Genomic DNA, 13776 nt, shown 5'->3' with positions numbered 1-13776 from the left:
GCCAGGATCAAACTCTCCAAACAATGCTTGAAGAAATCTCCCTGGCCGACACCCCCCAGCTAAAGAAGGATGCCGTCAAAGGAATCCGTCACCGATGCCAAGCACCGGTCGACGGGGTCATGCATGATTCATGCACTGGCTTTTAGCACACTGTTGAGTTCTCAAGAAACGGACGCGACCACCATCACCCGAAACCTCCGAGAAGGTCCCACGCTCCGGGGCGTTTCACCGTTCGTTCTACCTTTATTCTGGCGAGTCCCGTTATTCTTGTCAAATCAATTCGATTTGCTTCGAATTCCGTTTTTCGCCGAGAATTTCGGCCGCCCCGTTTCCAGGGCAACCCCTCTAACTTACCTGATCCCCGAAAGCCCGTCGAATCGCGACGGAGCATCCCAAGATCGGGTCCGATGAGAGGGAGTGGCTGAGAGCCTAGCAGCCGATCCCCGGAGGGGGGTTCAGGCTCGCCGGTCCTCAGCGCGTGCAGAAAGACTAGCACCCGTCCGGAGGGGCTGCGCACAACTTGGGCAACTTTGTGGTCCTGCCCTGTCTTCAGGGCCCTCAAACCTCTGCCGCCACAAAGCTTCCGGATGCCTGTGCGCCCTCGTCGTGACGAGGGCGCACAGGACGACGGCCTAGGCCGGCAGGGCTGCGAGCTGGGCTTCGAGGCGGGAGATGTCCTCGGCGGCCTGCTCGGCCCGCCGGCGCACCTTCGCCACGACGTCCTCAGGTGCCTTGGCCATGAACTGCTCGTTGCCGAGCTTCGCCGTGACCTGCGCCTGCTCCTTGCGCGCCGCGGCCAGGTCCTTCTCCAGCCGCTTCCGCTCGGCGACGACGTCGATGGCTCCGGCTGTGTCGATCTCCACGAGCACCGTGCCGACGGTGAGCCGGGCTGTCGGGTTGAAGGTGTCCGCCGGTGCGTCCAGGCGCAGCAGGACGCGGATCGCGTCTTCGTGGGCGGCGAGAGCCGTACCGGACAGGGACAGCCGTGCGGCCACCCGCTGGCCGGGCTTCAGGCCCTGGTCCGAGCGGAACCTGCGCACCTCCGTCACGAGGTTCTGCAGTGAGCCGATCTCCTGCTCGGCCGCGGGGTCGAGCAGTCCGGGCGAGGCCGCGGGCCAGGGAGCGACCACGATCGACTCCCCACCGGTCAAGGCCCGCCACAGCTCCTCCGTCACGAACGGCACGAGCGGGTGGAGCAGCCGGAGCAGTGCGTCGAGCACATGCCCCAGCACCCGCTTGGTGTTCTCCGCCACCGCGCCGCCCTCGGCGAACTGGACCTTGGCCAGCTCGACGTACCAGTCGAAGACCTCGTCCCAGGCGAAGTGGTAGAGGGTGTCGGACGCCTTGGCGAACTCGAACTCCTCGAAGGCCGCGTCGACACCCGTGACGACCTCCTGCAGCCGCGACAGGATCCACCTGTCGGCCGCGGTGAGTTCCTCGGGCAGGCCGTCGGAGACGGCGCCGTTCATCAAGGCGAAGCGGGTGGCGTTCCAGATCTTGTTGCAGAAGTTGCGGGATCCGGCCGCCCAGTCCTCGCTGATCGCCACGTCGGAACCCGGGTTGGCACCGCGCAGGAGCGTGAAGCGCGTGGCGTCCGCGCCGTACCGCTCGATCCAGTCGAGCGGGTCGACGACGTTGCCGAACGACTTCGACATCTTCTTGCCGAACTGGTCACGCACCATGCCGTGCAGCGCCACTGTGCGGAACGGCGGCTGGCCGTCCATCGCGTACAACCCGAACATCATCATCCGGGCGACCCAGAAGAACAGGATGTCGTAGCCGGTGACGAGCACGGTCGTCGGATAGAAGCGGGCCAGATCGGGCGTGGCGTCGGGCCAGCCCAATGTGGAGAACGGCCACAGGCCGGAGGAGAACCATGTGTCGAGGACGTCCTGGTCCTGCTCGTAACCGGCCGGCGGCTCCTCGTCAGGCCCCACGCAGACCATGTCGCCGTCCGGGCCGTACCACACGGGGATCCGGTGTCCCCACCACAGCTGGCGGGAGATGCACCAGTCGTGCATGTCGTCGACCCAGTCGAAGTAGCGCTTGGCCAGCTCCGGCGGGTGGATGCGGGTGCGGCCGTCACGCACCGCGTCGCCGGCGGCCTTGGCCAGCGGCGTGACGTTGACGAACCACTGCAGCGACAGTCGCGGCTCGACCACGGTCTTACAGCGGGAGCAGTGCCCGACGGAGTGCACGTACGGCCGCTTCTCGGTGACGATGCGGCCCTGCTCGCGCAGCGCGGCGACCACGGCGGGCCGCGCCTCGAACCGGTCGAGGCCCTGGAAGGGCCCGTGGGCGGTGATGACGCCGCGCTCGTCCAGGACGACGAGCGACTCCAGCGAGTGGCGGCGCCCGATCTCGAAGTCGTTCGGGTCGTGCGCGGGGGTGACCTTGACCGCTCCGGTGCCGAAGGAGGGGTCGACGTGCTCGTCCGCGACGATCGGGATGCGCCGCCCGGTGAGCGGGACCTCGACGTACTTGCCGACCAGGTGCGCGTAACGCTCGTCGGCGGGATGGACGGCGACCGCGGTGTCGCCCAACATGGTCTCCGCGCGGGTGGTGGCGACGATGATCTCCTCGTCGCCCGAGCCGTACCGGATCGAGACGAGTTCTCCGTCATCCTCGCTGTGCTCGACCTCGATGTCGGACAGGGCGGTCAGGCAGCGGGGGCACCAGTTGATGATCCGCTCGGCGCGGTAGATGAGCCCGTCGTCGAACAGCTTCTTGAAGATCGTCTGGACGGCCCGGGAGAGCCCCTCGTCCATCGTGAAACGCTCGCGGGACCAGTCCACGCCGTCGCCGAGCTTCTTCATCTGGCCGAGGATCCGGCCGCCGGACTCCTCCTTCCACTGCCAGACGCGCTCGACGAACGCCTCACGGCCGAAGTCGTGGCGGGACAGGCCTTCCTTGGCGATCTCGCGTTCCACGACGTTCTGCGTGGCGATGCCGGCGTGGTCCATGCCGGGCAGCCACAGCGTCTCCATGCCCCGCATCCGGGCCCGCCGGGTCAGCGCGTCCTGGATCGAGTGGTCGAGCGCGTGGCCCACGTGGAGCGACCCGGTCACGTTGGGCGGGGGGAGCACAATGCTGTACGGCTCGCGCCCGCTGCCCGGGTCCGCGGCGAAGTAGCCCGCGGATACCCAGCGCTCGTAGCTCCGGGTCTCGACATCGGCGGGGGCGTACTGGGTGGGCAGCTCAGACGTAGTCACGCTGCCCAATTCTAGGGACGTCCGGCCGCCGCCCGAGCCGTCGCCGCACGCCCTGTGGACAACCTGCCGGCGAAGGCCCGCGTCAGGCCGACTTCTCCCTCGGGGTCCGCTGCTGCTTGGCCTGCAGCTGGTCGCGTGGCACCAGGGTCGGATTCACGTGCTCAAGCACGGCCTCGCGGGTGATGACGACGCGGGCCACGTCCTGACGGGAGGGCACCTCGTACATCACCGACTGGAGGACCTCCTCCATGATGGCGCGCAGGCCGCGGGCACCGGTGCCGCGCAGGATGGCCTGGTCGGCGATGGCCTCAAGCGCGTCGTCGGAGAACTCCAGCTCGACGTTGTCCAGTTCGAGCAGGCGCCGGTACTGCTTGACAAGCGCGTTGCGCGGCTCGGTGAGGATCTGGATCAGCGCGTCCCTGTCGAGGTTGTGCACCGAGGTGATCACCGGGAGCCGGCCGACGAACTCGGGAATCATGCCGAACTTCAGGAGGTCTTCCGGCATGACGTCGGAGAAGATGTCGGAGGAGTCCATCTCCTCCTTCGAGTGGATGATCGCGTTGAAGCCGATGCCCTTCCTGCCGACCCGCGACTCGATGATCTTCTCCAGGCCGGCGAAGGCGCCGCCGCAGATGAACAGCACGTTCGTGGTGTCGATCTGGATGAACTCCTGGTGGGGGTGCTTGCGCCCGCCCTGCGGGGGCACGCTCGCCGTGGTCCCCTCCAGGATCTTCAGCAGGGCCTGCTGCACGCCCTCACCCGACACGTCTCGGGTGATCGACGGGTTCTCGCTCTTACGGGCGATCTTGTCGACCTCGTCGATGTAGATGATGCCGGTCTCGGCCTTCTTGACGTCGTAGTCGGCGGCCTGGATCAGCTTGAGGAGGATGTTCTCCACGTCCTCGCCGACGTAGCCGGCCTCGGTCAGCGCGGTCGCGTCCGCGATGGCGAACGGCACGTTGAGCATCTTGGCGAGGGTCTGCGCCAGCAGCGTCTTGCCCGACCCGGTGGGGCCGAGCAGCAGGATGTTGGACTTGGCCAGCTCCAGGCCGTCGTCACGGCCCCGCTCCCCCGACTGGACGCGCTTGTAGTGGTTGTAGACCGCCACCGACAGCGCCTTCTTCGCCTTGTCCTGGCCGATGACGTACGCGTCGAGGAACTCGTAGATCTCGCGCGGCTTGGGGAGGTTGTCCCACTTGAGCTCGGAGGACTCCGACAGCTCCTCCTCGATGATCTCGTTGCAGAGATCGATGCACTCATCGCAGATGTAGACGCCTGGTCCGGCGATGAGCTTCTTGACCTGCTTCTGGCTCTTGCCGCAGAACGAGCACTTCAGCAGGTCTCCCCCGTCGCCGATGCGTGCCACCCCAGATACTCCTTTGCGTGGGACCGCCCCTGCCGCCGCGGTCGCTTCCGTCCGCACCCTGTTCACGATCCGGACTCATGATCCGGTGATCGCGATCCGGTGCGAAAACGTCATCCCGCTCAGGTTTCGACGTTACCGTCTCTCGGGCCCTCAGTGAGCCCCCTAGCGGTGAGTCGCACCGGAACGTGCCCAAATGGGCACTGTTCCGGTGCGGCAGCTCCCTCAGGAAGCGGCGACCGCCGCCGCGCGCTTCTTCCGTGACGGGATGATGTCGTCCACCAGCCCGTACGCCTTCGCCTCCTCGGCGCTGAGGATCTTGTCGCGCTCGATGTCCTTGCGGACCTCGTCGGCCGACTTGCCCGAGTGCTTCGCGACGATCTCCTCGAGCAGCGACCTCATCCGCAGGATCTCACGAGCCTGGATCTCGATGTCACTGCCCTGGCCACCGCCCTCGGTGTAGGGCTGGTGGATCAGCACGCGGGCGTTCGGCAGCGCGAACCGCTTGCCCGGCGTGCCGCCGGCCAGCAGGACCGCCGCGGCCGAGGCCGCCTGCCCCAGGCAGACCGTCTGGATCTCGGGCCGGACGAACTGCATGGTGTCGTAGATCGCGGTCATCGCGGTGAACGAACCGCCCGGCGAGTTGATGTACATGCTGATGTCGCGGTCCGGGTCCAGCGACTCCAGCGTCAGCAGCTGCGCCATCACGTCGTTCGCCGAAGCGTCGTCGATCTGGACGCCGAGGAAGATGATGCGGTCCTCGAACAGCTTGTTGTAGGGATTCATCTCCTTGACGCCGTACGACGTGCGCTCGACGAAGGAGGGAAGGACGTAGCGGCCGTTGATGTCACCCGGCCGGATCAGCTCACTCATCTGGGAAGCTCCAGTCACGAGACGGCGCCCTCGGAGGGCACCTGGCGGGCGCTGCGCACCACGTGGTCGATGAAGCCGTAGTCCTTGGCCTCCTCGGCCGTGAACCAGCGGTCCCGGTCGGAGTCGCGCTCGATCTGGTCGAGCGGCTGGCCGGTGTGGAAAGCGATCCGCTCCGCGAGCGTCTTCTTCACGTAGAGCATCTGCTCTGCCTGGATCGCGATGTCGGCCGCGGTGCCGCCGATGCCGCCCGACGGCTGGTGCATCATGATCCGGGCGTGCGGAAGCGCGTACCGCTTGCCGCGGGCGCCGGCACAGAGCAGGAACTGCCCCATGGAGGCGGCCAGACCCATGGCGACCGTGCAGACGTCGTTCGGCACGTACTCCATCATGTCGTAAATCGCCATGCCCGCGGTCACCGAGCCACCGGGGGAGTTGATGTACATCCAGATGTCGCGGTCAGGGTCATCGGCGGCGAGGAGCAGGAGCTCAGCGGCCAGCCGGTTGGCCACCTCGTCGTTGACCTGGGTGCCGAGCACCACGATCCGCTCGCGCAGCAGGCGCTGGTAGAGCTGGTCCTCGAGGCGGGAGGGGCCACCCTCCGGGCTCCGGGCCTCGAAGCCGGAACCACCGGTCGGGAAGAAGGTCGGCGGGCTGGTCACAGCGTCACCTTCCGATGCGTCGTAATCGATTGGCTTTGCTTGTGACCTTAACGCGCGACGCAGACAGGTCATGCCCGTGCGCCGTACTGTTCGCTGACGGCGCATGCCCGGCCGCCGACGCGCCCCCGCGCCGCATCGTCCGTGTTTCCCGCCCCTGGCCGCGCGGTCAGGGGCACGCGGATCACAGGCGTACGATCGCTCCCCGACACGCGGTAAGAAACAAATTTGCAGGGATTTGCCCGAATATAACCGGAAACCCCCGGCGCACCCGAGTGCGACGGGGGTTTCACCGTTACCGCCGAACCGGCCGGCCTCTCGGCCGACCGGCGGCAGAGTCAGGCGACAGGCTCGGGAATCAGCTTTCCTTGGCCTCGTCGGCGGGCTCCCCTGCGCCCGCCTCCTCCACGCCCACGGCCTCCTGCTCGGGGTTGAGCTCGGCGTAGATGGCCTTGATGTCCACCTCGTTGCCCGCAGTGTCGGTCACCTTGGCCGCGTCGCCGATGAGGGTCTTGGCCTTCTCCCGCACGATCTCCATCATCGCCAGCGGGAGCTGGTTGTTGTCGGCGAGGTGCTGGGCCAGCGTGTTCGGCGCGACGCCCATCTGCATGGCGCGACGCACCACGAAGTCGGTCAGCTCCTGCTCACTGACACCGATCTCCTCCGCCTTGACGATCTTGTCAAGCACGAAGCCGGACTTGAGCGCCTTTGCCGCGTTCGCCTCGTACTCGGCGAACAGCTCCTCCTCGGTGGTCTGCTGGAGGCGGAGGTACGCCTCGCGGCTCAGGCCGCTCTCGGCGACCTGGTGCTCGAGGTTGTGCTTACGGGCGTCGACCTCCGCCTGGAGCGCGCTCTCGGGCAGCGGGATGTCGATCTTCTCGAGCAGCGCGTCGAGCGCCTTCTCGCGGCTCTGCACGACCTGGTCCACCAGCTTGTTGCGGCGGACCTGCTCACGGATGCTGTCCTTGAGCTCGTCGAGCGTGTCGAACTCGCTGGCGAGCTGCGCGAACTCGTCGTCCAGCTCGGGCAGCACCTTCTCCTTCACCGACTTGACGTTGATGATCACGTCGGCCTCCTCGCCGGCGTTCTCACCGCCGACGAGCGTGGTGCGGAAGGTCTTCTCGTCGCCGGCGGCCATGCCCTGCAGCGCGTCGTCCAGGCCCTGCAGGACCGAGCCCGCGCCGACCTCGTACGACACGTCGGCGGCCTGCTGCTCGTCCAGGTTGCGGCCGTCGATCTCGGCGCGCAGGTCCATCACGACGTAGTCGCCGTTCTGAGCCGGCCGCTCCACGCCGGTCAGCGTCGCGAAGCGCTGGCGCAGGGCCTCGAGCTGCGCGGTGATGTCCTCGTCGGTCGCCTCGGCCGGGTCGACCACGACCTCGGCGCCCTGGTAGTCCGGAATGTCGAAGGCGGGGCGGATGTCCACCTCGGCGGTGAACTCGACCTGCTCGCCGTCCTCGATCTTGGTGACCTCGATCTCCGGCTGGCTGACCGGGAAAACATCGGTCTCGTCAACGGCCTGGCCGTACAGCTTGGGCAGCGCGTCGTTCAGGGTCTCCTCGAGAACCACCGCGCGGCCGAAGCGCTGCTCGATGATCCGGGCCGGCACCTTGCCAGGACGGAAGCCGGGCACGCGCACCTGCTGCGCGACCTTCTTGTACGCGGCCTGCAGGCTCGGCTCGAGCTCCTTGAACGGCACCTCGACGGTGAGCTTGACCCGGGTAGGGCTGAGCTCCTCGACAGCGGTCTTCACGGGGTGGTCTCCTTGATCCAGCATCTGGTGATCGCGGGCACGTCGTGCACGGCAACCGCGGCACAGTAACGCGCGCCGCGCCCACGTGAGAGGCGCAGGATCACCGTCTCGCCTGCACGCGACCTGTCCGGGCATGCTCGACTGTGGCGGGTGTCCGACGCCAAGGGCAGTCTAGAGCAGATGAGCCCCGGTAGCGACAGATCAGAGGTCGGCCATGATCTGCCGCAGCAGGTCCACCGTCTCCGTGGGGGTGGTGCTGACCGCGCAGAGGCGTTCCATGACCTCGCTGTAGCGGTCGACCTCTTCCCGTTTGTCCAGGTAGAGCGCGCTGGCGAGCTGCTCGACGTACACGATGTCGGGCAGGTCGGAATCGGCGAACCGCAGGATGCTGAAGGCACCGCCCTCGGCGGCGTGTCCACCGTAGCTGAACGGGATGACCTGGATCGTCACGTTGGGCTGGTTCATCAGGTCGATGAGGTGCTGGATCTGCCCCCGCATGACGTCGACGCCGCCGATCGGGCGGCGCAGCGCGGCCTCGTCGATCACGGCCCAGAACTTGGGGCTGTTCTCGCCGTCGAGGATGCGCTGACGCTCCAGCCGCAGGTCCACGCGCCTGGCGATCTCCTCCGGCGCCGCGCCGACCGCGCCGGCCATGATGACGGCCCGCGCGTACTCCTTGGTCTGCAGCAGTCCGGGCACGAACTGCACCTCGTAGGTGCGGATGCGCTCGGCGGCCTCCTCCAGGCCGACGTATGCCTGAAACCACGAAGGCAGCAGGTCGTTGAACCTGTGCCACCACCCGGGCTCGTTGGCCCTTTCGACCAGGTTCATCACGACATCGCGCGTCTCCTCGTCCTCCACCCCGTAAAGGGCGAGAAGGTCGGTGACGTCGCGTTCCTTGAATCCGACCCGGCCCAGCTCCATCCGGCTGATCTTCGACTCGGACGCCCGGATGCACTGGCCGGCCTGGTCACGGCTGATGCCCTTGCTCTCACGGAGCTTGCGGAGCTGGGAACCGAGAAGGATGCGCAGAGCCGTCGGACCCGATCCAGCCTGGATCTGTATCACGGCGCCTCCCTCTCACCTCGGCCCTGTTGTGCCGCCAAGGGACGACCCGCACGACACCCCCAGCCCACACAGTGTCACCACTTCGGGCTCCGATGACAAGGTCTGATCTACGTGTCCCTGACGGTTAGCACTCTCGCATCGTGCGTCTGCACATGACACCTGCACGTGCATTTGGGTCTTGCAGCGACAGGAGGCGCTGTTCCATCATGTCTAGGTGCATATTGGGCCAAATGTGCACCAGTCCTCGATTCAGGCCAGCGGGAGGTATGGGCAACCATGTCGGACGAGCCCAAATCCGGCGGCCAGCTGACCCGCGAAGTGGGATTCGGCTGGTTCCGGAGGGCGGCGGGCGCGTCCGATACGACGTTGTGCCCTCTCGCCCCGCAGGCCGACTCTGTCAAGACGGCACGCGACGTCACACGGACGACCCTGCAACGGTGGGGCCTGTCGGAACTGAGCGACGACGCGGCACTGGTCGTGAGCGAACTGGTGACGAACGCGGTCCGTTACGCTCTGTATCCGGCGAACCGTGCCGGCGACCGGCCGATAACGCTGACGCTCCTGCGCATCGCCCCGCATGTGCTGCTCGCCGTCTCTGATCCGAGCGACCAGGCGCCGTCGCCCGTACAGCCGGACTTCGTCTCCGAGCACGGGCGCGGCCTCTACATCGTCGAGACGTACAGTCAGGCGTGGGGCTGGGACGCGCTGGACGAGGGCGGCAAGGCCGTCTGGGCTCTCTTCCGCACCGGCGACTGACGTTCCTCGGGGGTTGCCCCTTCCCCGCCACCTCGCCCCAAGCGGCTATACGGACGATCGACGGCCCGCCGGAACGGCGGCGGGCGGCCGGCGCGGCGTTCACGGAGGGCAGGACGACCACGGGGACGGCCCGTCCGCCTTGCCGGACTCGGTCACGTGGTGACTCCCATGATTCGGCGTACGGCCCATAACGGGGACCAACGCCCCGGCCTGGGCTTTCATTGCCTCTGTTGCGGCACCCGAACCGACAGCGGCGTGACCGGCATCAGTCGCGAGGCCGTTCGCGTCGCCCTTTCAGGACCACTGCCAGGCCATCCATAACCGCGAATACCAAGCAGATGACGATCCCGAAGGTGAGCAGGAGAGCCAAGGATAAAGTCACCGCCTGCCAACCGCCGGCTTTCATGGGCTCGTCCAGAAGATCCACCAGCGTCAGCCCGAGAAGACACCCCACGAGTGTCAGTAACTCGACTTTCAGCGCGCGTAGTGTCCGGCCCCTCCGCTTCCTCCGCGACAAGCCGCCTCCCCTCTCCTGCCCGATCTTCCCGTCGCCATCGTCCCATGGAACCGCCCTGCCGCCGGCCCCGCACGAGAACGGCCCCCGCACCGCACGCGCGGCGCGGGGATCGGCGCGGGGCCGTGGCGGCGTCTGGTTCCTATCGGCATAACTCTGCGGACACGTGGGCTATCCGCCTTGTCGCGTCCTCACATGCCGAACGTCGCCCTCGCGTTCATATCGCCGGGTGTGCGCGTGCTTCCGTAGTGCCAGACTGGCTGCGACATCCCTGTATGGCATATTCCGGGCGACTGGCGAACGAGTCCGGAAGTGGCTGATATTTGGGTCGATGTGCCCCACGACCGCAGAGTAGCGTTAACAAAGAGATATGCGGAGGGAAAAGGGCGCCGATCGCCGTTTGCGATTCCGGCGAACGGATAGCAAGCTCCCAGAAGAACGGCCCGCCGGGCTTTGCCGAACGGGAATCTCCCGGTTCGGGAAATGTCGAAATTCTGGACAACGGGGAGATCATGCCCAAGTTTCCTAATGCTGTCGGATTTCTTGCGACCTTCTCCGTGCTAGCCGGTGGGGCCATACCCGTGGGCACTCCTGCCATCGCCGCATCCGCCGGGGGCACTGTCGTGACCGGCCCCGACATCGATCACCCGACCGTTCACAGTCATGCTCGAGCCCATGAGCGCCATCGCGTCAGGCACCGCGACAAGCAGCGGCAGCTGGAACGCGAGCGGCACCGTCAAGGTCAGAACCTGCTCCACGACGTCACGCTCGTCATGACACCGAACCAGAAGGGCGGCACGGATTCGCGGGCTCTGCCGTACAACTGGCAGAAGGCGGACACGAGCGCGAACGCCTATAACGATCAGGACAGCCTGTCGGACGTCACGAATCGGCCCACCCAGGAATCGGACTCACTGGTCTCCGACCTGACGAGCCACCCCACCCAGATATCGAACCCGCAGGTCACGTCCCCGGCATCGCAGGGTGACTCCACCGGTGCGGCCATGCTGGCGTACCTGCGAGACCTGGCCGCGAAGAAGCAGTTCACCGGCTCGGCGCTGGTGATGCGGCGTGGGGAGGTGCTGGCGCGTTTCGCCGCCGGCGAGGCCGACGAAGAGAAGCACATCCCCAACCGGCCGGACACGGTCTACCGGGTCATGTCGATCACCAAGCAGTTCACCTCGATGCTCGTGCTGAAACTGCAAGACCGCGGGCTGCTCAAGCTGGACGACCCGGTCTGCCCGTATCTCGTCCCGGAATACATCAAGGCCTGCCCCACAGCGTGGCGTCCCATCACGATCCGCGAGGCACTCACACACACCTCGGGCATCCCCAACATCGAGACACTGCCCAGCTACCTCGCCAATGTCACGCGACCGACCACGCCCCGGAAACTGATCCAGCAGTTCGTGAACCTGCCACTGGACTTCCCGCCCGGCACCAGTTGGAAGTACACCAACTCCGGCTACGTCCTGGCCGGTGCGATCATCCAGGCGGTGACGCACGAGCCGTACGGCGTCGTACTGCACAAGCTGATCACCGGCCCGCTGAACCTCCGGCACACCGGTTACAGCAGGGGATATCCGCCGGACGGGTACGCGAAGGGTTACTTCACGCTCGGGTCACCGGCCCCGCTCCTCAACGGCTCCGAGCTGTTCTCCGCGACCGGCCTCTACTCCACCGTCGACGACATCGCCCGCTGGGACCGGGCGTTCGGCTCATACCAGGTCGCGCCACCCGCCACCGTCAAGCAGGCGTTCACGCCACAGGCGCCGTGTCCCTCCACCGGCTGCCTCAACCTGCCGTCGAGCGCGTACGCCTTCGGCTGGCTCGTCGACCGGCTCCATGGGCACCGGCTCCGGTACCATCCAGGTCTTTTCCAGGGCTACGCGGCGAGCAACATGTACCTGCCCGATGACGACATCGAGGTGGTCGTGCTCAGCAACGTGCAGGACACCGATACCAACGGCATCGCCCGCCACCTCGCCACGATGGCTCTCGGTCTTTGACCCGTGGATCGGCTGTTCGAGGCTTGGACGCCTGGACGATCAGCGAGTGCAGGCCGCAGGTCGCGGCGTGGGTGCGCGTGATCGTCCAGGCTGTCCGGCCGTCGCCGGCAGAGCGCTTCGGGTTCGGTGCGGGTGCCGACCGGGCAGCCGGCGAGGCGTTCGGCTGCGGACAGGTTGATGTTCCTGTCCCTGACCGAGGTCACGAGGGACCGCTCTATCTGCACGTTACCCAGGACCGTGATCAGGCGATCGCCAGAGCGCTCGGGCAGGCGTTCGAGACGACGGCCGAAACGAAGATCGAAAACCGAGGTGGCACGGAAGATCGGAAAGAGTGATCCGAGATCACGAAGGCCAGGCTCCCCGTACGGGGTGACCTGGCCTTTCGCACTGAGAGCGGACGACGGGAATCGAACCCGCGTAGCCAGTTTGGAAGACTGGGGCTCTACCATTGAGCTACGTCCGCGCGCGCCCGGTGTCCATCTGGTCTAGACTTCATCCGGTCGTCAGGGCGTAAGCGTACCGGAGTCTCGGACCGCTCGCGTACCCGACGAGACGGGGCGTGGCGCAGCTTGGTAGCGCGCTTGCTTTGGGAGCAAGAAGTCGCAGGTTCAAATCCTGTCGCCCCGACCAGCGCTCACGCGCTACAGAGGCCGCTTCCGGTGATCGGAAGCGGCCTTGTCTGTTCCCCGTGGCCCACAGGCCCCTACCGCTCGCGGATCCGACGGCGTCCTGCCGCGCCAGCCGGGCTCCGCGCTTCCCGCGCATTTCTATAACCTGTTCTCGCCGTACCCCGGGATCCTGAGGAGCACCATGGGCGACCTGGTCCTCGTCGACCGGCCCTCCGAGGCCGTCGCGGTTGTGACGCTGAACCGGCCGCGCAAGTACAACGCGATCTCCAAGGCGCTGCTCGAGGAGTTCCATGACACGCTCGGACGGCTCGCGGAGGAGCCGGACCTGCGCGCGATGGTCCTGACCGGGGCCGACCCCGCCTTCTGCGCCGGCCTGGACCTCGGCGAGCTGGAAGCGGGAGTGAAGATCGGCCACCCCGACTCGATCCTCCCCTTGCGCGACTTCCCGGCGCCCGTCATCGGGGCGGTCAACGGCGTGGCGGTGACCGGCGGCCTCGAGTTCGCGCTCGCCTGCGACTTCAGGATCGCCAGCGAGCGGGCGCGGTTCGCCGACACCCACACCCGCGTCGGCATCGTGCCCTCGTGGGGCATGACGGTCCGGCTCAGCCAGGCCGTCGGGCAGTCCTGGGCCCGGCAGATGACGTTCACCGGGGATTTCGTCGACGCTCCCCTGGCGCTGCGCATCGGCCTGGTGAACGAGGTCGTCGCGCACGACCGGTTGCTGCCCCGGGCCGTGGAGCTGGCGCAGAGCATCGCGACGACGACGCCGGAGACGCTGGGCAGGATCCGGGAGATCTACGACCTCCTGCGCGACGGCACCGGCGCGGACGGCCTGCGGGCCGAGCTGGAGACCGGCCGGGGCGGGCTCACCATCGCCAGCCCCGAGGACTTCGCCGCCCGCAGGCGCGCCGTGTTCGACCGGGGCCGGACGCAGGCCCGCTGA

Annotated in this window: 10 protein-coding genes and 2 tRNA genes; 5 read left to right on the top strand and 7 right to left on the bottom strand. The window is 67.1% G+C overall.

From position 1 onward, the window contains the following. Window positions 1–632: 632 nt before the first annotated feature. The 6 genes from ABZ857_RS41000 to ABZ857_RS40975 all read right to left on the bottom strand — a co-directional run bounded on the left by ABZ857_RS41000 (window position 633) and on the right by ABZ857_RS40975 (window position 8925). On the bottom strand, window positions 633–3221 hold the full coding sequence (locus ABZ857_RS41000) for a valine--tRNA ligase (protein WP_357055279.1): 2589 nt from the start codon (window positions 3219–3221) through the stop codon (window positions 633–635). Between the two features lie 73 nt (window positions 3222–3294). Continuing rightward, entirely contained in the window at window positions 3295–4578 is a 1284-nt protein-coding gene (clpX, locus tag ABZ857_RS40995) for an ATP-dependent Clp protease ATP-binding subunit ClpX (protein WP_079317756.1), read from the bottom strand. A 222-nt stretch (window positions 4579–4800) separates the two neighbouring features. Further along, window positions 4801–5448: an ATP-dependent Clp protease proteolytic subunit gene (locus ABZ857_RS40990; protein ID WP_079317758.1), complete on the bottom strand. Its 648-nt coding sequence runs from the start codon at window positions 5446–5448 to the stop codon at window positions 4801–4803. 14 nt (window positions 5449–5462) lie between these two features. Continuing rightward, window positions 5463–6107 carry an ATP-dependent Clp protease proteolytic subunit gene (locus ABZ857_RS40985; protein ID WP_030509565.1) on the bottom strand — a complete coding sequence of 215 codons (645 nt, stop codon included), beginning with the start codon at window positions 6105–6107 and terminating at the stop codon, window positions 5463–5465. 355 nt (window positions 6108–6462) lie between these two features. Next, window positions 6463–7857, bottom strand: coding sequence for a trigger factor (tig, locus tag ABZ857_RS40980; protein ID WP_357055276.1), 1395 nt, complete (start codon window positions 7855–7857; stop codon window positions 6463–6465). Between the two features lie 201 nt (window positions 7858–8058). After that, window positions 8059–8925, bottom strand: a complete 867-nt coding sequence (locus ABZ857_RS40975; RefSeq protein ID WP_357055273.1) for a helix-turn-helix transcriptional regulator — start codon at window positions 8923–8925, stop codon at window positions 8059–8061. A gap of 276 nt (window positions 8926–9201) precedes the next feature. Between ABZ857_RS40975 and ABZ857_RS40970 the strand changes: the two genes are divergently transcribed. The 3 genes from ABZ857_RS40970 to ABZ857_RS40960 all read left to right on the top strand — a co-directional run bounded on the left by ABZ857_RS40970 (window position 9202) and on the right by ABZ857_RS40960 (window position 12539). Beyond that, the gene (locus ABZ857_RS40970; protein WP_357055270.1) at window positions 9202–9681 is read left to right on the top strand and encodes an ATP-binding protein; all 480 of its coding nucleotides are present in this window, start codon (window positions 9202–9204) and stop codon (window positions 9679–9681) included. Window positions 9682–10776: 1095 nt separating this feature from the next. Further along, window positions 10777–12204: a serine hydrolase domain-containing protein gene (locus ABZ857_RS40965; protein ID WP_357055267.1), complete on the top strand. Its 1428-nt coding sequence runs from the start codon at window positions 10777–10779 to the stop codon at window positions 12202–12204. 23 nt (window positions 12205–12227) lie between these two features. After that, window positions 12228–12539 (top strand): hypothetical protein, encoded by a 312-nt coding sequence (locus tag ABZ857_RS40960; RefSeq protein WP_357055264.1) that lies wholly within the window; start codon window positions 12228–12230, stop codon window positions 12537–12539. A 57-nt stretch (window positions 12540–12596) separates the two neighbouring features. Here the strand turns inward: ABZ857_RS40960 and ABZ857_RS40955 are convergent. After that, window positions 12597–12667, bottom strand: a tRNA-Gly gene (locus ABZ857_RS40955). Window positions 12668–12757: 90 nt separating this feature from the next. On the opposite strand from ABZ857_RS40955, the gene ABZ857_RS40950 reads away from it, so the two are divergent. Both ABZ857_RS40950 and ABZ857_RS40945 read left to right on the top strand, forming a co-directional pair. Then, window positions 12758–12834: transfer RNA gene (locus ABZ857_RS40950), tRNA-Pro, on the top strand. A gap of 180 nt (window positions 12835–13014) precedes the next feature. Beyond that, window positions 13015–13776: an enoyl-CoA hydratase gene (locus ABZ857_RS40945; RefSeq protein ID WP_357055261.1), complete on the top strand. Its 762-nt coding sequence runs from the start codon at window positions 13015–13017 to the stop codon at window positions 13774–13776.

The organism is Microbispora sp. NPDC046933 (assembly GCF_040644635.1).
GTDB lineage: Bacteria > Actinomycetota > Actinomycetes > Streptosporangiales > Streptosporangiaceae > Microbispora.
Note: the sequence above shows the minus strand (reverse complement) of the source record. Positions and strands in the feature narration are given on the sequence as shown.

What these genes read in the sequence shown, in the direction of transcription:
- ABZ857_RS40945 (WP_357055261.1), top strand. Translation starts at nt 13,015, where the DNA reads ATGGGCGACCTGGTCCTCGTCGACCGGCCCTCCGAGGCCGTCGCGGTT.
- ABZ857_RS40970 (WP_357055270.1), top strand. Translation starts at nt 9,202, where the DNA reads ATGTCGGACGAGCCCAAATCCGGCGGCCAGCTGACCCGCGAAGTGGGA.
- ABZ857_RS40990 (WP_079317758.1), bottom strand. Translation starts at nt 5,448, where the DNA reads ATGAGTGAGCTGATCCGGCCGGGTGACATCAACGGCCGCTACGTCCTT.